Annotated in this window: 17 protein-coding genes; 11 read left to right on the top strand and 6 right to left on the bottom strand. The window is 74.3% G+C overall.

The genetic code is table 11. The annotated features are described in order from the left end of the window. Positions 1–154 precede the first annotated feature (154 nt). The 5 genes from Val02_RS15790 (at position 155) to Val02_RS15770 (ending at position 5,912) form a co-directional block, all read left to right on the top strand. Complete coding sequence (locus Val02_RS15790) at positions 155–994, top strand: glycoside hydrolase domain-containing protein (RefSeq protein ID WP_203899796.1); 840 nt, start codon at positions 155–157, stop codon at positions 992–994. Further along, complete coding sequence (locus Val02_RS15785) at positions 994–2,043, top strand: beta propeller repeat protein (RefSeq protein WP_203899795.1); 1,050 nt, start codon at positions 994–996, stop codon at positions 2,041–2,043. Before Val02_RS15790 ends, Val02_RS15785 begins: the two co-directional genes overlap by 1 nt. A gap of 62 nt (positions 2,044–2,105) precedes the next feature. After that, the gene (locus Val02_RS15780; RefSeq protein ID WP_203899794.1) at positions 2,106–3,473 is read left to right on the top strand and encodes an SPFH domain-containing protein; all 1,368 of its coding nucleotides are present in this window, start codon (positions 2,106–2,108) and stop codon (positions 3,471–3,473) included. A gap of 35 nt (positions 3,474–3,508) precedes the next feature. After that, a complete protein-coding gene (locus Val02_RS15775; RefSeq protein WP_203899793.1) occupies positions 3,509–4,270 on the top strand; it encodes a cyclase family protein in 762 nt (253 codons plus the stop codon). A 13-nt stretch (positions 4,271–4,283) separates the two neighbouring features. After that, on the top strand, positions 4,284–5,912 hold the full coding sequence (locus tag Val02_RS15770; protein ID WP_203899792.1) for a thiamine pyrophosphate-binding protein: 1,629 nt from the start codon (positions 4,284–4,286) through the stop codon (positions 5,910–5,912). A 184-nt stretch (positions 5,913–6,096) separates the two neighbouring features. Here Val02_RS15770 and Val02_RS15765 read toward each other — a convergent pair whose 3' ends face one another. Continuing rightward, a complete protein-coding gene (locus Val02_RS15765) occupies positions 6,097–6,498 on the bottom strand; it encodes a hypothetical protein (RefSeq protein ID WP_203899791.1) in 402 nt (133 codons plus the stop codon). An 87-nt stretch (positions 6,499–6,585) separates the two neighbouring features. Between Val02_RS15765 and Val02_RS15760 the strand changes: the two genes are divergently transcribed. From Val02_RS15760 to Val02_RS15735, 6 genes are all read left to right on the top strand, one after another. Then, complete coding sequence (locus Val02_RS15760) at positions 6,586–7,725, top strand: sensor histidine kinase (protein WP_203899790.1); 1,140 nt, start codon at positions 6,586–6,588, stop codon at positions 7,723–7,725. Further along, entirely contained in the window at positions 7,722–8,297 is a 576-nt protein-coding gene (locus Val02_RS15755) for a TetR/AcrR family transcriptional regulator (RefSeq protein ID WP_203899789.1), read from the top strand. The genes Val02_RS15760 and Val02_RS15755 overlap by 4 nt, the downstream gene beginning before the upstream one ends. Positions 8,298–8,386: 89 nt before the next feature. Then, a complete protein-coding gene (locus Val02_RS15750; protein WP_203899788.1) occupies positions 8,387–11,101 on the top strand; it encodes a molybdopterin-dependent oxidoreductase in 2,715 nt (904 codons plus the stop codon). Next, positions 11,098–11,991, top strand: coding sequence for an FAD binding domain-containing protein (locus Val02_RS15745; RefSeq protein WP_203899787.1), 894 nt, complete (start codon positions 11,098–11,100; stop codon positions 11,989–11,991). Before Val02_RS15750 ends, Val02_RS15745 begins: the two co-directional genes overlap by 4 nt. Beyond that, the gene (locus tag Val02_RS15740; RefSeq protein ID WP_203899786.1) at positions 11,984–13,075 is read left to right on the top strand and encodes an XdhC family protein; all 1,092 of its coding nucleotides are present in this window, start codon (positions 11,984–11,986) and stop codon (positions 13,073–13,075) included. The genes Val02_RS15745 and Val02_RS15740 overlap by 8 nt, the downstream gene beginning before the upstream one ends. Positions 13,076–13,155: 80 nt before the next feature. Beyond that, a complete protein-coding gene (locus tag Val02_RS15735) occupies positions 13,156–16,275 on the top strand; it encodes an amidohydrolase family protein (protein ID WP_239152957.1) in 3,120 nt (1,039 codons plus the stop codon). Positions 16,276–16,288: 13 nt separating this feature from the next. On the opposite strand, the gene Val02_RS15730 is transcribed toward Val02_RS15735, so the two are convergent. The 5 genes from Val02_RS15730 to Val02_RS15710 form a co-directional block, all read right to left on the bottom strand. Beyond that, positions 16,289–16,702 (bottom strand): DUF6069 family protein, encoded by a 414-nt coding sequence (locus tag Val02_RS15730; protein WP_203899785.1) that lies wholly within the window; start codon positions 16,700–16,702, stop codon positions 16,289–16,291. 107 nt (positions 16,703–16,809) lie between these two features. Next, entirely contained in the window at positions 16,810–17,742 is a 933-nt protein-coding gene (locus tag Val02_RS15725; RefSeq protein WP_203899784.1) for a PDR/VanB family oxidoreductase, read from the bottom strand. Further along, positions 17,739–17,924: a hypothetical protein gene (locus Val02_RS15720; protein ID WP_203899783.1), complete on the bottom strand. Its 186-nt coding sequence runs from the start codon at positions 17,922–17,924 to the stop codon at positions 17,739–17,741. Before Val02_RS15720 ends, Val02_RS15725 begins: the two co-directional genes overlap by 4 nt. Beyond that, entirely contained in the window at positions 17,921–18,991 is a 1,071-nt protein-coding gene (locus tag Val02_RS15715) for an aromatic ring-hydroxylating dioxygenase subunit alpha (protein WP_239152955.1), read from the bottom strand. The genes Val02_RS15720 and Val02_RS15715 overlap by 4 nt, the downstream gene beginning before the upstream one ends. Before the next feature lie 33 nt (positions 18,992–19,024). Further along, on the bottom strand, positions 19,025–19,762 hold the full coding sequence (locus tag Val02_RS15710) for an IclR family transcriptional regulator (RefSeq protein ID WP_239152953.1): 738 nt from the start codon (positions 19,760–19,762) through the stop codon (positions 19,025–19,027). Between the last annotated feature and the right edge of the window lie 12 nt (positions 19,763–19,774).

Genomic DNA, 19,774 nt, shown 5'->3' with positions numbered 1-19,774 from the left:
CCTATGCGACCGATCCGTTGCGTCTTGTACCGAACCGGCCGATCTGGGGATTTCCCGAGGGGACGGTCCCGCGATCCACAGTGGCGGGTGTGCAGGACCGGACTGGCGCATTTCCGACCTTCCGTTCCGTTGGTCGATCGCTATATTCCGATGGGTGACTCGTTCCCGCTTCGGACTCGCGTTCGTGGCCGTGCTGCTCGCCGGGCTGGTTCCGGCGCTGGTCACGCCATGGACGACCGCGCCGGCGCACGCGTCGTTCGGCATCAGTCAGCACAAGGGCTGGGACGCGTGCGGCATCGGCTCCACGGCCAACGCGCAGGCGTTCTGGTCCAACACGCCGTTCTGGAACATGGGGCTGTACATCGGCGGCTCCCAGTACGGGAAGGGCTGCACCCGCTGGACGCCGGCCGACGTCGCCACGCTGCGCGGGCAGGGCTGGAAGTTCCTGCCGCTGTGGGTGGGGCCGCAGGCGCCGTGCACCTCGTTCGCGTCGCGGTTCAGCGCCGATCCGGCGACCGCGTACGCGCAGGGGCGGGACGAGGCGCGGGCCGCCTACCAGGTGATCGTCTCCTACGGGTGGGACACCCGGGACGCGCCGATCATCTACGACCTGGAGGCGTTCAACACCGCCGACGCGGGCTGCCTGGCCGCGACGCAGCAGTTCATCTCGGGGTGGGTGTACCAGATGCACGTGCCGACCGCGCAGAAGGCGGGCGTGTACGGGTCGGCCTGCGCGTCGGGGCTCAACACGTTCGCGTCGCTGGCCAACGTGCCGGACTTCATCGACGCGGCCGACTGGTCGGGCAACCCGAGCACCGGCACGATCCGCTGCATCCCGTCGGGCAACTGGTCCGGCAGCCGCCGCCACAAGCAGTACGCCGGTGACCACACCGAGACGTGGAACGGCGTCACGCTCAACATCGACAGCGACTGCTCCAACGGGCCGGTGTATCCGGCGCCCGACGAGCTCGGCAACGAGCAGGGGTGCCTGTGATGCGCAGAATTCTCGCGGCCACCGTGCTGTGCCTCGCCCTCACCGCGTGCGGCGGGACCGAGGACGCCGGGTTGCGACGGACCGGGGCACCGCCGCTGGACGCCGCCCGGGTCACCGAGACGTTCGGCTGGGTGCTCACGGCCGACGCCCTGCTGACCACCGGCGACGGCGGCGCCACCTTCGAGACCACCACGGTCCCGCTGCCGGAGACGCCCGTGCGCGCCGCGCTGTTCACCGACGCGGAGCACGGCACCGTCGCCGCCGCCGAGGACACCGCGATCTACGTCGCGCGGACCACCGACGGCGGAAAGTCGTGGCAGACCCGCGAGCTGCGGGACGAGAAGGCGAGCCCCGCCGGCTACTCGTCGCTGCGGATGGCGTCCGCCGGGGACCGGACCGTCATTCTGGCCCGGGTCGCCACCAGTCAGGCGTTCCGTGTGGGAACGCTCTGGACGACGGCGGGCCCGGACGACTGGACGGCCCTGCCCGCCCCCGAGTCCGGCCGGGTCTCGGTGGAGCCGGACGGACGGATCTGGGTGGCCGGGACGGCGCTGCACGCCAGCACCGACGGCGGACGCACCTGGCTCGGATCCGACCTGAAGGTGGACAACGCGAAGAGCGTCGCCGTGAGCCCGCCGGTCGACGGCACGCTGCCGGTGACCGTCACCGACGGCACCCGCTCGGAGGTGCAGCTGCTCACGACCGCCGACGACGGCCGCACCTGGGACACCCCGACCCGCATCCCGCTGAACGCCCGCACCGGCCCCGGGGTCACCGTGCCGGTCGCGCGCACCGACACCGGCCCGATGGTCTTCGACACCGCCGGCGGGCACGCGTACCGCGGCGCGGCCGACGTGTGGCCGCGCGGCCTGCCCGAGGGGGTGCGCGCCGCGACCTTCGCCGGCGGCGGCCGCCACGGCTGGGCGCTCACCGCGCGCGGCAGCTGCAAGGCGGACAAGCGCGACTGCGTCGTCACGCACGACCTCGTGCGCACCGGCGACGCCGGCGCCTCCTGGAGCCCGATCGCGGTCTGGACGCAACCCGCTTGACGTGATCGCCACAGTGGACGGTGAACCCACTGTCCACTGTGGCCGATCCCAGGGGTGTGCCGATGGCGTCCAACCAGAGCCGTAACGACTATCTCGACCGCGTCGTCGCCGAGCAGCAGGTGCTCGAGCAGAACCTGCGCACCAAGCGCGCGGCGCCCGCCCCCGCCCCGCAGGCACCGCGCGGCCGGGCAGCGGTGGCCGCCGCGGAGGCCGCACCCGCCAAGCAGAACGGCGTCGAGGTACGCGTCACCGGCTTCTGGTGCTGGAAGACCGTGCTGGTCCCGCCGAACGCGTTCGTCGTGCACACCCGTCGCGGCAAGGCCGAGCCGCTGCACGTGGGACTCGGCACCTCGTTCCGCTACCGGCCGCAGACGGACGCGTTCCTCGTGGTGCCGGGCGCGATGCAGACCATTCTGATCAGCGCGTTCTCGATCTGCCGCGAACTGCAGGGCGTCGTCGTGCAGGCCTACGTGCAGTGGCGCATCGAGGACTTCGCGACCGCCTACCGGCGCCTCGACTTCGGCGACCCGGACGACCCGATGCGCCTGGTGAACCTCCAACTGAAGGAGCAGGCCGAGGCGGCCATCAAGGACAAGGTCGCCACGATGAGCGTGCACGAGGTGCTCAGCGACAAGCAGCCCATCATCGAGGAGCTGACCGCCCGGCTGCGCGCCGTCGCCGAGGGCGAGGGCGACCGGGACAACGGGCTGGGCCTGCGCATCGTGACGGTGCAGATCAAGGAGGCCGTGGTCAGTTCGTCGCGCCTGTGGGAGAACCTGCAGAAGCCCTACCGCGCCGAGCAGGAGCGCGTCGCCCGCCTGGCCGAACTGGCGGCGGGCGACGCCATCTCCGAACGCGAGATGGTGGCGGCGCGCGCCCGCGAGACCCGCCGCATGGCCGACGAACGCGAACTCGGCGAGCTGCGCCACCGCAACGACGCCGCCGGTTTCGACCGGGACACGGCCGAGAAGGTGCGGCGCGCGGCCCGGGACCAGGAGGACACGCGCACGCTCGCCGACCTGTCCACCGAGACGGCGTTGCACGAGCTGGCCCTGCGCCGCACCCGGCAGGCCCAGGAGCACGAGGTCGAACGCCTGCGCCTGGAGGCCGCGGAGGCGTTGCGCGCACTGCGCCAGCAGGCCGACCTCGCCCACGCGCGGGCCGAGACGGCGGCCGAGCACGAGCAGCAAGTCCTCCAGTTGGAACGGGCCCGGCTGCGCGTCGAGATCGACAACACCCAGTCGGACGCGAACGTGCAGGCGCAGTTCGTCGAGAAGCTACCGGAACTGGTGCGGCACCTGCCGAAGCCGACCGAGGTGCGCACCGTCAACCTGGGCGGGGTCGACCAGACCAGCCTTTCGGGGATCATCGCCCAGCTGACGGCGGTGCTCTCGGCGCTTCGGGACACCACCGGGCGGCCGGAGGCGTAGCCTGCGCCTCATCCGAGGTGCGACGGGAGGTCGGCATGGGTGTGCTGTCGGAGTTGGTGGGCGCGTTGCGTTCGGGGGCGGTCGAGGTGGTCGACCTGACCGCCCCGCTCTCGGCGGACACGCCGATCCTCACGCTGCCGGAGCCGTTCGGGCAGACGTGGACGTTCGGGCTGGAGGAGATCAGCCGCTACGACGAGCGCGGGCCGGCGTGGTACTGGAACAACATCCGCACCGGCGAGCACACCGGCACGCACTTCGACGCGCCCGTGCACTGGGTCACCGGCCGGGACGGGCACGACGTGGCGCGGGTGCCGCCGGCGCGCCTGATCGGGCCGGCCGCCGTGCTCGACCTCTCCGCCGAGGCCGCCGCCGATCCGGACTTCCTGCTGGAGGTCTCCCACGTGCGGGCCTGGCAGGACGCGCACGGGCCGCTGCCGGAGGGCGGGTGGCTGCTGTACCGGACGGGTTGGGACGCTCGTGGCCACGACGCCGCGGAGTACGCCAACGCCGGCCGCACGCCGGGCATCTCCGTCGAGTGCGCCAAATGGCTGGCGGAGGAGACGCCGATCCTCGGGGTGGGCGTGGAGACCGTGGGCACCGACGCCGGCGCGGCGCACTCGTTCGACCCGCCGTTCCCGTGCCACTCGTTCCTGCTCGGCAACGACAAGTACGGGCTGACCCAGTTGCAGAACGTCGGCGCGCTGCCGGCCACCGGCGCGGTCGTCGTCGCCGGGCCGCTGCCGATCGTGCGCGGCTCCGGCAGCCCGTGCCGGGTGCTGGCCCTCGTCGAACGATAGGTTGCTTCCTTAGATGCGCGTCTCGGAGGCTGTCGCGCGGACCCTGGTCGACTGCGGTGCCGATCACGTGTTCGGGCTGGTCGGCAGCGGCAACTTCCACGTGACCAACGCCCTCGTGGCCGCCGGTGCGCGGTTCGTGCCGGCGGTGCACGAGGGCGGCGCGGCCGTCATGGCGGACGCGTTCGCGCGGGTGTCGGGCCGTCCGGCGGTGCTGTCGCTGCACCAGGGGCCGGGCGTGACCAACGCGCTGACCGGCATCGCCGAGGCCGCAAAGAGCCGTTCGCCGCTCGTCGTGCTCGCGGCCGAGGCGCCCAACCCCCGGTCCAACTTCCACATCGACCTCCCGGCCCTCGCGGCCGCCGTCGGCGCGGTCTTCCATCGGATCCATCCGGAGAACGTCGCCGAGTGCGTCGCGGGCGTGTGGGACACCGCCACGCGCGGTGCCGGCCGGACCGTCGTGCTGGGGCTGCCGCTGGACGTTCAGGCGCGGGAGGTGGCGTTCTCTCCCGTGGCGCCGGTGCCGGCCGACCCGGAGCCGGCGCCCGACGTGGCGGCTCTCGTGGCGGCGCTGCGGGCGGCGCGCAGGCCGGTGTTCATCGCCGGGCGGGGCGCGGCCCGCAGGCCGATCGAGGCGCGGGAGGCATTGACCCGACTGGCATCCCGCACCGGTGCGCTGCTCGCCGTGTCGGCCGCCGCGAAGGGCCTGTTCGCCGGCGACCCCTGGTATCTCGACGTCTCCGGCGGCTTCGCCACCCCGCTGGCCGCCGAACTGATCGCCGGCTCCGACCTCGTCGTCGCCTGGGGCAGCACCCTGAACATGTGGACCACCCGCCACGGCGCCCTGATCGGCCCGGCGGCGATCGTGGCCCAGGTCGACCTGGAACCCGGTGCGCTCGTCGTCAACCGGCCGGTCGACGTGCCCGTCACCGGCGACGTGGTGGCGGTGGCCGACGCGTGCGCGGTGGGGCTCGGTCCCGACGTGCGGCCGGGATGGCGCACGGGCGCGCTGCGCGAGCGGATCGCCGCCGGCGGCAGGTGGCGCACGGTGTCCTATGTGGACGATCCGCCGCCCGGCCGGATCGACCCGCGCACGCTCAGCGTGCTCCTCGACGACCTGCTGCCCGCCGAACGCACCGTCGTCGTGGACTCCGGCAACTTCATGGGCTACCCGGCGATGTTCCTCGACGTGCCGGACGCGGCGGGTTTCTGCTTCACGCAGGCGTTCCAATCGATCGGTCTGGGTCTGTCGAGCGCACTCGGCGCGGCGCTGGCGCGTCCCGACCGCCTGACGGTGGCGGCGCTCGGCGACGGCGGTTTCCTGATGTCCTCGGCCGAACTGGCGACGGCCGCGCGGCTCGGCGGGCCGCTGCTCGTGGTCGTCTACGACGACGCCGCGTACGGCGCCGAGGTGCACCACTTCGGGCCGGGCGGGCACCCGCTCGACACCGTGACGCTGCCGGACGCGGATCTCGCGGAGATCGCGCGGGGCCACGGCTGCCGCGGCGCGACGGTGCGCTCCGCCGGCGACCTCGACGCCGTGCGGGAGTGGCTCGCCGCGCCGCGGGGCGTGTTCGTGGTGGACGCGAAGGTCGACGCGCGGCGCGGCTCGTGGTGGCTGGAGGAGGCGTTCCGGGGTCACTGAGGTGCGAGCGTCGGCCGGTACCGCACGACGGTCCGCGGGACGTCGCGCGTCGTGTCCCGCCTGACCCCCGTCCGGCAGCCAGCCGTGCGCCGCATAGGCGGCCGGCGACGAGGCGACGTGCACCGCGGCGATCCCGGCCGAGTCGGCGACGTCGGCACGACGAATGCGCATGACGGCCACTCCGTCACAGCGCCGCGACGGCCCACATCAGCACCGAGACGCCGATGACGGCGTCGACGACGGCGCACCACTCGGCGAACTCCCGCCACACCACCAGGTTGCGCCGGTGGTGCCACAGGTCCCAGCCGGCGTGCGCGAACCAGCCCGCCCCGACCACGAACGCGGACGCCGTCCCCGAAAGGGCCGACGCGAGGGCGATCAGTCCCAAGTAGACACCCGCGCCGCCGAGCTGGGCGGCGAGCACCCTGCCCGGGCGCAGCGTGCCCCGGACCACCCCGATGCTCAGGTACGCGAACGCCAGCACCAGCAACGTCCACGGCGCCAGCGGCCGGGGTGCCACGAGATTGTCGACGGTCAGCACCAACGCCAGCGCGCTCGGCCAGCGGTGCCGCAGCTTCTTCCACATGCCGGCCAGCCTGCGGGCGCGGCACACCCGCGCACCCGTGAACTTTTCCCGGGTCGGCCGTGACGCCGTCGCACCTACGCTCGGCGCATGCAACCTCGCCTGCGCCGGGTCCGGCTCGTGACGTTCGGCGTGCTCGCCGTCAACGGCACGGCCGCGCTGCTGATGCCGGCGATCGGCCTCGCCCGGGAACCGGACGGCGCGCGGCGGATCCTGGGCGCGCTCGGCATCGCGATGTTCTGCGTGGCGCAGGGGTACGTCCTGCACGCGCTCGTCACGCCCTGGGCGCGGCGACGCCGGCCGGTGCTCGCGCTCGCCGTGGCATCGGTCGCGTCGCTCCCGCTGGTCGCTCCGCTCGGCGGCGCGTGGCCGAGCTGGTCGTGGCTGGCGGCGTGCCTGGTCGGCGTGATCCCGGTGCTCGTTCCGCGGTGGTGGGGGTGGGCCCTGGTGGCCGGCGTCGTCGCGGTGGCGGTGCCGGTCGCGCCGGACGTCTGGTGGCACACGGTGGTCATCACGGGCGGCTTCGGGCTGGGCGTCGCCGCCGTGAACGGGCTGCAGGTGTGGTTCTGGGACCTGCTGGTGCAGGCGGAGGAGGGGCGGGCGGCGCAGTCCCGGCTGGCGGCCGCCGAGGAACGGCTGCGCCTGGCGCGGGACGTTCACGACCATCTGGGGCACCGCCTGTCGGTGATCGCGCTCAAGGCCGAGCTGGCCGAACGCCTCGCGCCCCTGGACCCGCAGCGGGCCCGGACGGAGGCCGGCGAGGTGCGGGCCCTCGCGGCCGACGCGCTCGCCGACCTGCGCGACGTGGTGCGCGGCTACCGGCGGGTGGACCTTGCCGCGCAGTTGGCCGCGATCCGGCAGGTGCTGGAGTCCAGCGGCGTGCGCTGCGAGGTGACCGGCGGCGCGGACGTTCCGGAGCAGGCGGGGCCGCTGCTGGCGGCGGTGCTGCGCGAGGCGACCACGAACCTGCTCCGGCACAGCCGCGCGACCCGCTGCGCGATCGAGGTGCGCGCGTCGCCGACGGAGGTGCGCCTGACGGTCGGCAACGACGGGGCGTCCGACCCGCGGCCGGATCCGCTGAGTTCGGGGCTGCGCGGGCTCGCCGACCGCCTGGCCGACGCGGGCGGCAGGTTCTCGTACGCGCGCGCCGGCGGGGTGTTCACCGTCGAAGCGGTCGTACCGGCGGCGCCCGGTAACGTTCGGGCCATGGAACCGGGAGGTGGCGGGTGACCCAGCCGCGGGAGGTGCGCGAGGCGATCATGTCCGCCGCGCTCGTGGTGTTCACCGAGTACACCTACGGCGGCACGGCGATGGCTCCCCTGGCGGAGCGGGCCGGGGTGGCGGTGGGCTCCATCTACCGCCACTTTCCCAGCAAGGAGGCGCTGGGCAACGCCGTGTACCGGCGGTGGAAGACCAGGCTCGGCGCCCATGTGATCGATTCGGTGGCGGCCGACGTCGCGGACGAGCCGATCCGGGCGCGGTTCGGGCGGATGTGGCGCGGGATGGTGGCCTTCGCGGTCGAACATCCGGACGCGTTCGCGTTCCTCGAACTGCAGCAGCACCAGAGCTACCTCGACGCGGAGAACGCCGCGCTCACCGAGCGGATCTACGCGGCGGCCGGGGAGTTGATCAGCGCCGGTCAGGCCCGGGGGGAGATCCGGCCCGGGGATCCGACGGTGCTGATGTCGCTGGCGTACGGGGCGTTCATCGGCATGTGCGCGTCGATGCGGGGATCCGGCCTCGACGAGGAGCGGCTGGCCCTGTCCGAGAACGCGGTCTGGGACCTGCTGCGCTGCCCGTAAGGCCATTGTCGGGCGAGCGCCCTTGACACGCGCCCCGGTGTGAATGAACATTCATTCGCATCCTGCCGGACCGAGAGTGAGAAGGCTCAATGGTCAAGGTCGAGATCAACGGAACCCAGCACGCCCTCCCCGGCCCCCTGCCCGACACCTCGGTGGACACCCTCCGCGAACGCCTCGGATTGACCGGCACCAAGCTCGTCTGCGGCGCCGGGGTCTGCGGCGCCTGCACGGTGCTGCTCGACGGGCAACCCGTGGTGAGCTGCCTGCTGCCGACCGACGCCCTCGACGGGCACACCGTCACCACGGTCGAGGGCATCGACCCCGAACATCCGGTCGCCCGGGCCTTCGTCGCGCACGGCGCGTTGCAGTGCGGGTTCTGCACGCCGGGCTTCGTGGTCGAGGCGGCCGCCTTCCACGACGACTGGCGCGCCCGCCACGGCACCGCCCGGCCGGAACGCGAGGAGATCGCCGCCGCGCTCGCCGGCCACCTGTGCCGGTGCGGCGCCTACGTCGAGATCTTCGACGCCGTCGCGGCCGCCTGCGCCGGCGAGCACGACAACGCGCACGCCGCCGCACCGCCCCGGGTGGAGGCCGCCGAGAAGGTGACCGGACGGGCCCGCTACACGCTCGACGTCCGGCTGCCCGGGCAGCTGGAGGGTGTCGTTCTGCGCTCCGCGCACGCCCACGCGCGGGTCGGCGACATCGACACCGCCGCGGCCGAACGGACCCCGGGCGTGCGCGCCGTGGTGCGCCTGCTGGACGCGCGCGACCCGGAGGTCCGCTACGTGGGGGAGCCGCTCGTCGCGATCGCGGCGGTGGACCGGCACGCCGCGGAGGCCGGTGCCGCCGCCGTCGTCGTGCGGTACGAGCCGCTGCCGGCCAGCGTCAGCGCGTCGGCGGCGCTGCGGCCCGACCCGGCCCCGGTGTACACCGGCAAGCGGCGCACTCCCAACGCGGCCGAGGGCGTGCTGGTGCCGACCCCGTGGAAGGCGCCCAACCTGCGCGGTCCCGTGGGGCAGTTCTCCGAGTCGGCGAAGACCGCCCGGCGGCTCCTCGCCGCTGCCCGCGAGGCCGGGGACCCGCTGCTGGTCGAGGGGACGTTCCACACGGCCGCGCAGGTGCACACGGCGTTCGAGCCGCACGTCGCGGTCGCCGACTGGACCGCGGACGGGCTGACGGTGCACGCGTCCACGCAGGCGGTCGCCCACGTCGCGCACGAACTGGCCCGCCGCTACAGGCTGCGCCCCGAGGCCGTGCGGGTGCTCGCCGAGCACGTGGGCGGCGGGTTCGGCGCGAAGCTGGCGCTGTCGCACGAGATCGTCGCCGCGGTCGAGCTGTCCCGCGCCGCCGGTGCGCCGGTGCGGGTCGCCCTGGACCGGCTGGAGGAGCTGAGCGTCGCCGGCCACCGGCCCGCCGCCGAACTGACCGTGGGGCTGCTGGCCGCCGCGGACGGCAGCCTCGCGGCGCTGTCGATGACGGCGGTCGCGGACTCCGGGGTCGCGGTCGGTTCGACCGTCGCGTCGTTGGCCCGGCTCATCTATCCGGCGCCGGCGAAGGATCTCGCCGACTACGACGTCGTCACCAACACGCCGCCGGGCACCCCGTTCCGCGGCCCGGGCGGCCCGCTGACCTGCTTCGCCCTGGAACAGGCCGTCGACGAGGCCGCGCTGCGCCTGGACACCGACCCGATCGCACTGCGCCGCCGGTGGGACCCGGACCCGTTGCGGCAGCGGCTGTACACCTGGGCGGCGGAGCTGCCGGCCTGGCGGGAACGCGGCGCGCACACCCGCACCGGCCGGTACCGGCGGGGCGTCGGCGTCGCGGCCGCCAACTGGTTCTACTGGCACCAGACCGACTGCGAGGTGGAGCTTGCCGTGCTCCCCGGCGGCCGGCTGCGGGTCGCCAGCGCGGTGCAGGACATGGGCACCGGCAGCCGAACGGTGCTCGCCCGCACCGTTGCGGGCGCGTTCGACGTTCCCCCGGATGCGGTAGAGGTCCGGATCGGCGACTCGGCACTGCCCCGCGGCCCGATCTCCGGCGGAAGTCGCACCACGGCGACGCTCGTGCCGGCGACGCTGCGGGCCGCGCGGCGGCTGAAGGCGGCGATCGCCGAGGCGACGCGACTACCCGGCGCGCGACCCGACGACGCCGGGGTCCGCCACGCCGGCGGCGTCCTGGCGTGGCCGGACGCGCTGCGCGCGGCGCAGGAGACGACGGTGACCGCGCGCCGACCCGACGACGACGCGGCGCTCGGCCGCTCGGCCCGCCGGCCGTTCGACGGCGCCGGCGCACTGGGCGCGGGCATGTCGGTCTTCCTGCGGGCCACGTCCCGGCTGCGCACCGGGCGGGGCTACACCGGATCGGTGTACCTGGCCGAGGTCGAGGTGGACACCCGGCTCGGGCACGTGCGGGTGCCGGCGATGTACTGCGGCATCGCGGTCGGGCGGCTCGCCGCGCCCGAACTGGCGGCCGCGCAGGCGCACGGCGCGGTGATCCAGGGCATCGGCTACGCGCTGTACGAGCAGCGCGAACTCGACCCGCACACCGGGCGGGTGCTGACCGCCGGGCTGGAGGACTACCGGATCCCGGGGATCGCGGACACGCCGCGGATCACGCTGCACTTCGACGAGGACGGGTTCGAACACGTGCCCGGCGGCGGGGTGGGGCTCGGTGAGATCGCCACCATGCCGGTGGCCGCCGCGATCGCCAACGCCGTGCACCACGCGACCGGGCAGCGCCCGTACCGGTTGCCCATCCGGCCCGACGCGATCGTCGAGGCCGTCGCCCGCGGAGATATTCGATGAGCGAGTTTCGTGCCGGGGGCACCGATCTGAGCGAGCGCCGGCGCAGCGGGATCAGCCGCGGGCCGGTGCGCGACGTCGGCGCCCGTCCCGAGCTTCGACGGATCACGGCCACCGCCGACGGCGGGTGGGAGATCGGCGCGGCGACGCCGATGGCGGTGCTGGCGGCCGACGAGGCGATCCGGTCCGGCTATCCCGGGCTGGCCCTGTCGGCGGGTGCGCTCGCCACGCCGCAGATCCGCCGGATCGGCACGATCGGCGGCAACCTGTTGCAGCACAACCGGTGCTGGTACTACCGCAACCCGCACACGCCGTGCCTGAAGAGCGGCGGGGACACCTGCCCGGCCCGTGCCGGCAACCATCGCTTCCACGTCGCGTTCGACCTGGGTCCGTGCGTGGCGCCGCATCCCTCGACGCTCGGGGCGGCCCTGCTCGCCTACGCCGCCGAGGTCGTCACCGACCGGCGCGTCCTGCCGGTCGCGGAGGTGTTCGGCGACGGCTCCGACGGCTCCCGCGACCATCGGCTCGCCGACGGCGAACTGCTCACCGCCGTGCGGCTTCCCCCGGCCGTTGCGGGCGAGCGGGCCGCCTACCACCGGGCGATCAGCCGCACCTACGCCGAGTGGCCGCTGGTCGAGGCCGTCGCGCGCCTTGTCGTTCTCGACGGAACGGTGGCAGCGGCCGGAGTGGCCGTCGGCGGAGTGGCCCCGATCCCGTTGCGGCTGCCGGCGGTGGAGGCGGCGCTGCTCGGCAACCCGCCCACCGGTGCCCTGTTCGAGGCGGCTGCGCGGCGGGCCGCCGACGGCGCGCGGCCGTTGCCGATGACCGGGTACAAGGTGCCGCTGCTCGTCGGCACCGTGCTGGAGGTGCTGGAACGGGCCGGCCGTGCGTGACGTGCTCGACGAGTTGGTCCGCTGGTGGGAGGCCGGTGAACCGGTCGGCATGGCGACGGTGGTGCGCACGTGGCGTTCGGCTCCCCGGCCGGCCGGCGCCACGATGCTGGTCGGCCCGGACGGTTCGGCGACCGGCAGCGTCTCCGCCGGATGCGTCGAGGCGACCGTGTACGAACTGGCCACCCGTGTACAGGCGACCGGCGTACCGGTGCGGCAGGGCCTCGAGGACTTCGACGACCTGCTCACCTGCGGCGGATCCCTGGACGTCTTCGTCGAACGGGTGGACCGCACGACGTTCCCGGAGCTGGGTGACGTCGCCCGGGACATCCGCGCGGGGACGCCGGTGGCGGTGGCCACCGCACTCGACGGGGACCCGCCGGGGCGACGGCTCGTCGTGTGGGCCGACCGCACCGCCGGCACCCTGGGTTCGGGCCGGCTCGACGCCGCCGCCGCGGCCGACGCCCGGGAACGCCTGCGCACCGGCGACAGCGGGATCGCGCAAACCGGCGCCTTCGTCGCCGCGTACGCGCCACCGCCCCGGATGATCGTGTTCGGGGCGGTCGACTTCGCCGCCGCGCTGGCCCGGGTCGGTGCCGTCCTCGGCTACCGCGTCACGGTGTGCGACGCGCGGCCGGTCTTCGCCACCGCACGCCGCTTCCCGCAGGCCCACGACGTGGTGGTCGACTGGCCGCACCGGTACCTGCGTGCCGAGGCCGGGGCCGGGCGGCTGGACGGGCGCACCGTCGTGTGCGTGCTGACACACGATCCGAGGTTCGACGTGCCGGTGCTGGCGGAGGCGTTACGGATGCCGCTGGCGTACGTCGGCGCGATGGGTTCCCGACACACCCACGACGATCGGCTGGCCCGGCTGCGCGAGCACGGCCTGACCGGGGCCGAACTGGAGCGCCTCGCCTCGCCGATCGGGCTGGATCTCGGCGCGCGCACCCCGGAGGAGACGGCGGTCAGCATCGTCGCCGAGATCGTCGCGAGCCGGTACGGCGGCAGCGGCGGGCGCCTGCGCGACGTGCCCGGCCGGATCCACCGGCCCCCTCGGGCGGGACGTCCTCATGGTCGGAGTGCGTAGCGCCGCCGTGCCGCGTTCCCATCACCAGCGAGTGAGGACTATAAATATAAACACACCCAAATGGGGAGAGACGGGGGCCGATGACCGGCATCAGCAGAAGAACGTTCATCTCCGGCGCGGCCGGGACGACGGTGGCGGGGGTGCTGAGCACCGGCGACGCCGCCGAGGCCGCAGCGCCGGCCGCCCCGTCGCAGCGCCGGATCCACGTTCACACCGGGGTCAATCTCGCGGCCCGGCTCTCGCCGGACGGCACCGCCGTCGCGATGGATCTGGTCGGGGTGCTCTGGGTGGTGCCGGCGGCCGGCGGCGAGGCGCGCCGGCTGACCGACGACCTGTTCGACGTCGCCCAGCCGGACTGGGCACCGGACGGGCGCACGCTCGTGTTCCAGTCCTACCGCGACGCGGTGTTCAACGTGTGGCTGATCCGGACCGACGGCACGGGAGCGCGCAAGCTCACCGAGGGCCCGTTCGACCAGCGGGAGCCGCGCTTCTCTCCGGACGGCGGCCGGATCGCCTACTCGACCGACCGAACCGGGCACTACGGCATCGACGTGCTGGACCTTGCCTCCGGTGCGGTCACCACCCTCGTCGCCACCGCGGAGGAGTCGTTCGAGCCGGCATGGTCGCCCGACGGCGCCGAGATCGCCTTCGTCGTCGGCAACAGCCGCATCGACGTGGTGTCGGTGGCCTCCGGCGCACGCCGGACGGTGGTCCCCGCCGTCGCCGGCCGGACCGTGCGCTCGCCCGCGTGGACCCCGGACGGCGCCGGCCTGCTCTACACCCGCGTCGCGGCTCCGCGCAGCGAGCTGTGCCGGATCGACGCCGCCGGGGTCGAGGTGGTCGAGATCGCCGGCGAGGAGGTCTTCCCGTTCCGGGTTTCCTGGGGAACGGACGGATCGTTCGTCTACACCGCCGACGGCCGGATCCGGCGCGGCACCATCGGCGGCGGCCGCACGGGGGAGATCGGGTTCACCGCCGCGCTGGCCCTCGCCACGCCGCGCTACACCCGCACCGCGCGGGACCGGGCCGTCGCCGGTGCGCGGCCGGTCAAGGGCATCGGCAGCCCGGTGCTGTCGCCGGACGGCCGGCAGGTGGCGTTCCGCGCGCTCAACGACATCTGGACGATGACGATCGGCCGCCCGCCGGTGCCGCTCACCCGCGATCCCTGGTGGAAGTGCGACCCGGCCTGGTCGCCGGACGGCCGGTATCTGTCGTACTCGACCGACCGGGGCGGCACGCTCGACATCTGGCTGCGGGACCTCGCCACCGGCACCGATCGACAGCTCACCGACCTGCCCGACCGGGCCGCCGTCTCCGGCAGCTGGTCACCCGACGGCACGCACCTGGCGTTCCTCGACCAGACGGGCGCGCTGTACACGGTCGAGGTGGCCTCCGGCGCGGTCCAGCAGGTCCACCCGGCCACGTTCGAACCGGGCCGGCCCACCTGGTCGCCGGACGGCAACACCATCGCGCTCGCCGCGATCCGGCCGTACTCGGCGCGGTTCCGCGAGGGGTTGAGCAAGATCCTGCTGGTCGACCGGCGCACCGGCGCGGCCCGCTACATCGACCCGCTGCCCGACCGCTCGCTCCAGACGCGCGGGGACGACGGCCCGGTCTGGTCCCCGGACGGCACGAAGCTGGCGTTCGTCGTCGCGAGCGTGCTCTGGGTGGCCGACGTCGACCCGTCCGGAACGTTCACCGGCGAACCGCGGCGGGTCACCGACGAGGTCACCGACGCGCCCAGCTGGAGCGGGGACTCCACGACGCTGCTGTACCTCAACAACGGCCGGCTCCGGCTGGTCCCCGCCGCCGGCGGTGCGCCGAGAACGGTGCCGATGGGGCTTACCTGGACGCGTGCCGAACCCCGTGGGCGTCAGGTGATCCACGCCGGCCGGATGTGGGACGGCAGCGCGTCGCGCGTCGTCGAGAACGTCGACATCGTCGTGGACGGCGACCGCATCACGGCCGTCGAGCCGCACCGCCCCGGCCGGGACGGCACGCGCGTCGACGCGACCGGGGCGGTCGTCATCCCCGGCCTCGTGGACATGCACCACCACCGCGAGATGCAGGGCTACGCCTACGGATCCCGTCAGGGAAGGCTCTGGCTGGCGTTCGGCATCACCACGACGCGTTCACCGGGCAGCCCGGCGTACCACATGGTGGAGGAGCGGGAATCGATCCGGGCCGGGGTCCGCGTCGGGCCGCGCTACTACGGCACCGGTGAGGCGATCGACGGCCCGCGGGTCTACTACAACTTCATGCGCCCGACGTACGACGACGCGCAGCTGCGCCTGGAACTGGAACGGGCCGGCGCGCTCGACTACGACCTGATGAAGTCGTACGTGCGGCTGCCCGCCGACCGGCAGCGGCAGGTGATCGCGTGGGCGCACCGGCACGGCGTTCCGGCCACGTCGCACTACCACTATCCGGCGCTGGCCTTCGGCGGCGACGGTCAGGAACACGTCGGTGCGACCAGCCGGTTCGGGTACTCCCGCACCGTCACCGCGCTGGGCGACGTGCACCCGGACGTCGCGGAGGTCTTCCTCGCCAGCGGTGCGGCCCTGACGCCGACGCTGTTCGTGTCGTTGACGTTGCTCGCCACGGACGACAGCCTCGCCGTCGACCCCCGCGTGCGCACGCTCTACCCGGCGTGGGAGTTCGCCGCGCTCCAGGCGACGGTGGCGCAGTTCCGCTCCACCGACCAGACCGCCAACCGGCGATCGCTGGCCCAGCAGGTCGCCCACCTGGCGCGCCTCATCCGGGGCGGCGGCCGGGTCGTCACCGGCACCGACGCGCCGATCGTGCCCACCGCGATCGCCACGCATCTCAACCTGCGGGGCATGGCGGCGAACGGCATCACGCCGCTGGAGGCGCTGACCACCGCCACCCGGACCCCCGGTGAGGTGCTCGGCGAGCCGATCGGACGGATCGCCCGCGGCTACCGCGCCGACCTGACGTTCCTCGGCGGCGACCCGCTGGCCGACATCGCGCAGGCGGCGAACGTCCAGCGGGTCATGGTGAACGGCGTCGCGCACACCGTCGAGGAACTGCTGAGCCCGTTCGCCCGACCGGCCGAGGCCGCCGCCACCACGAACGCCGTGCTGCCGCCCGTTCCCCGGCATGAGAGCGAGGACCGGTACTGGTGGCACGACCCCGACTACGTCGCGGCGGCGCGGCGCTCGTGCTGCACGGAGGACTGATCCGCGTCGAAGGTCAGCGGTGCAGGCGGCGGGCCACCGCGGGGATCACGACGGCGGCGGCCACCACGTGGGTCAGCATCAGCAGGCCCTTGGTGTCCGGCGTGGCGTCGACGATCACGTCCGGCACCAGCGACAGCACCGTCAGCGCCACCGTCGTGCGCACGAAGGCCCGCCGCGGGTCACCGGCGGTACGCCGCAGCACGACCGCGAGGACGAGGCCGACCAGGGAGAAGACGCTCGTCAGCACACCGAACCCGGAGACCGGGATGGGTGCGCCGCCGACGTCGAGACTGACCCCCGCGGCGTGTCCGGCGGCGGCGACGGCCATGGTGGCGACGCTGGCGACGGCCGCCGCGGCGACCCCGGTCAGCGCGAGCGCGGCGGTGCCGGTGGCGGCGATGCGGGGCTGGTGCAGGGTGGTGGTCATGATGCCCTCCGGCTGGTGTGGGGGCCGGCTCCGTGCCGGCCTTCACCCAGAGGTCGAACCGGAGCCGCCGTAATCGACACGCGGCCGGAATTTCTTGCCGGCCGCCGTCACAGCTCCAGGACGAGCCGGCTGCCGCGGCACCGGGACACGCAGATCATCATGACGTCGTTCGCGGCGCGCTCGGCCGCGGTGAGAACGCTGTCCCGATGCTCCGGAACGCCCTCCAGCACACCGGTCTCGCAGGTGCCGCACGTCCCCTCGCGGCAGGAGGAGAGCACACTCACGCCGGCGTCCTCGATCGCCCGCAGGATCGAGGTGCCCGGCGGCACGGTGACCGTTCGGCCGGCGGCGCCCAGCACCACCTCGAACGCCGCGTCGGCGGCATCGGTGCTCCCGCCGCTGAACCGCTCGACGTGCAGCGCCTGCGGCGGCACCCGCTGCTCGACCGCCGCCAGCAACGGCTCCGGCCCGCAGCAGTACACCCGCGTCCGCGGCGGCAGCCGGTCGAACAGGCCGTCGAGGTCGAGCAGCCCGTACTCGTCCTGCGGCCGCACGTGGACGCGTTCGCCGTAGTGCGCCAGCCCGTCCAGGAACGCCATGCTCCGGCGCGTGCGGCCGCCGTAGACCAGCCGCCAGTCGGCCCCGGACGCGTCGGCCGCGGCGAGCATCGGCAGGATCGGCGTGATGCCGATGCCACCGGCGACGAACAGGTACCGCTCCGCCGCCACCAGCGGGAACCGGTTGCGCGGCCCGCGCAGCCGCACGCGGGCGTTCTCGGGCAGGGCGTCGTGGACGTGTGCGGAGCCGCCCCGCCCGGCCGGCTCCCGCAGCACCGCGATCCGCCACGTGCGCGCGTCGGCCGGATCCCCGCAGAGCGAGTACTGGCGCACGAGTTCCGGCCGCAGCACCAGGTCGACGTGGGCACCGGGCTCCCACGGCGGCAGCGGACCGCCGTCGGGGCGGGCGAGATCCAGCGCCACCACGCCTTCGGCGGCCGGCCGCCGCGCGACGACGACGGCGTCGAACTCCGGCACGTTCATCGCGGGTCGGCCCCGTCCGGGTGGTCCGGGTGGGCCAGCAGCCATTCCCAGACGGCGACGGGGTCCTCGCCGGTGCACTCGGCCCCGCAGTGGCAGCGGCCGGCGAGCCGGTCCGAGCCCGGCGTCCAGGAGACCCGGTACACCGTGTGCTCCGCCCGGGGGCGCGCGGCGGTGCCGGTCATCCGGACCGGCCGTCAGGCAAAGGCCCGGCGCCCGAGGCCTCCGAGGCCATCGCGTTGAGCAGCCGCCGCGCCGCGAGACCGCCGGTGTCGATGTTGATGCTCAGCTCCTGGAAGCCCGGTGGCTCGGCGGCGATCACCCGCTCCAGCGCGTTCAGGGCCGCGACGTCCTGGAGCACCACCGTGCGGTTGCTCTCGGCCAGGAACCGCGACACCTCGGCGTCGTCGGTGGCGAAGTCGCGGGCCACCAGCCAGAAGTCGTGCGTGCTCGTCTGCGTCTCCGGCGTGATGGCGTAGACGATCTCGGCGTGGAACGCGTGCGGATCGGTGCCGTCCGGTGCCGGTTCGACGCCGGTCGGGGCGATCCGCGCGTGCAGCAGATACAGGCACGGCGGGTGGAACTCGATGTCCTGCCAGCGGTCGATCCGGCCGGTGATGCCGGTCGAACGGGCGTAGAACGGCGGGCACGCCACGTCCTTCATCCGCCGCCGCACGTGCACGACCCGCGCGTCGTCGTCGACCTCGGTGGTGATCGGCGTCTCGGCGACCTCCGGCGTGCCGATGTAGCCGGCGTGCAGGTACGTCTCGTGGGACAGGTCCAGCAGGTTGTCGACCAGCAGGCCGTAGCGGGCGGCCAACGGTTCCAGCCCGCGCACGGTCGTCCAGCCGGGTGCGTCCAGCCAGGGGGCGCGGGGGATCGCCGCCGGGTCGGCCCGGTCGGGTTCGCCGATCCACACCCAGACCAGCGAGTCCCGTTCCACCACGGGGTAGGCGGGGACCCGCGCGGTGCGCGGGATCCGCCGCTGGCCGGGCACCGCGACGCACGCGCCGGTGCGGTCGTAGGTGAAGCCGTGGTAGCCGCAGACGATCCGGTCGTCGACCCGCTGACTCAGCGACAGCGGGAAGCGGCGGTGCACGCACCGGTCGGCGAGCCCCACGGGAGTGCCGTCGGCGGTGCGGTAGAGGACGATCGGTTCGCCGAGCACGGTCCGCGCGAGCAGGTCCTCGCCGACCTCGTGCGCGTGTGCGGCGACGTACCACTGGTCCCGGATGAAGCCGGTGCTCATCATGCGCAGACGGTGCGCGAGCGCGGGTCGGCCGCGCTACGGGCGTTCCGGATGACGGAAGATCGACCGGGAGATGCCGCGCGCCGCGGTCACCACCGCGGGGACCAGGGCGGCCGCGGCGGGTCCGTCGACCCCGACCACGACGGAGAGCGCCGCGACCACCGCGCCCGCCCGGTCGCGGACCGGCGCGGCGACGGAGAGGGCGTCCATCGTCACCTGCCGGTCGCTGATCGCCACGCCGGTCCGCCGGACCTCGGCGAGGACGCGGCGCAGCCGGCCCGCGTCGGCGATGGTCATCCGGGTGAACGTCGCGAGCGGGCCCGCGAGGTACCGCTCCTGCGCCTCCGGTGCGGCGTGCGCCAGCAGCACGAGGCCGACGCCGGTGGCGTGCGCCGGCCAGCGGCCACCGACCCGGCTGTGCACCGCCACGGCGTCCCGGCCGGAGATCCGTTCGATGTAGACGACCTCGAGCCCGTCCAGGACGGCGAGCTGCACGTGCTGGTGGGTGGCCTCGTACAGGTCCTCCATGAACGGCATCGCCGCCTCGCGCAGGCCCAATCCGCGCGGGGCGAGCGCGGCGACCTCCCACAGCCGCAGGCCGATCTGGTAGCGGCCGCTGTCGTCGCGTTCGAGCGCGCCCCAGGCGACCAGTTCGCCGACGAGGCGGTGCGCGGTGCCCATCGGCGTCCCGGTCCGCCGGCTGATCTCGGTCAGCGACAGCCGCCGGTGCCCGTCGGAGAACGCGTCGAGCAGGCCCAGCAGCCGGCTGCTCACCGACCGCACGGC

It is taken from the genome of Virgisporangium aliadipatigenens (assembly GCF_016863615.1).
GTDB lineage: Bacteria > Actinomycetota > Actinomycetes > Mycobacteriales > Micromonosporaceae > Virgisporangium > Virgisporangium aliadipatigenens.
The sequence above is the reverse complement of the archived record's forward strand: the minus strand, read 5'-3'. Positions and strand labels throughout refer to the sequence as shown.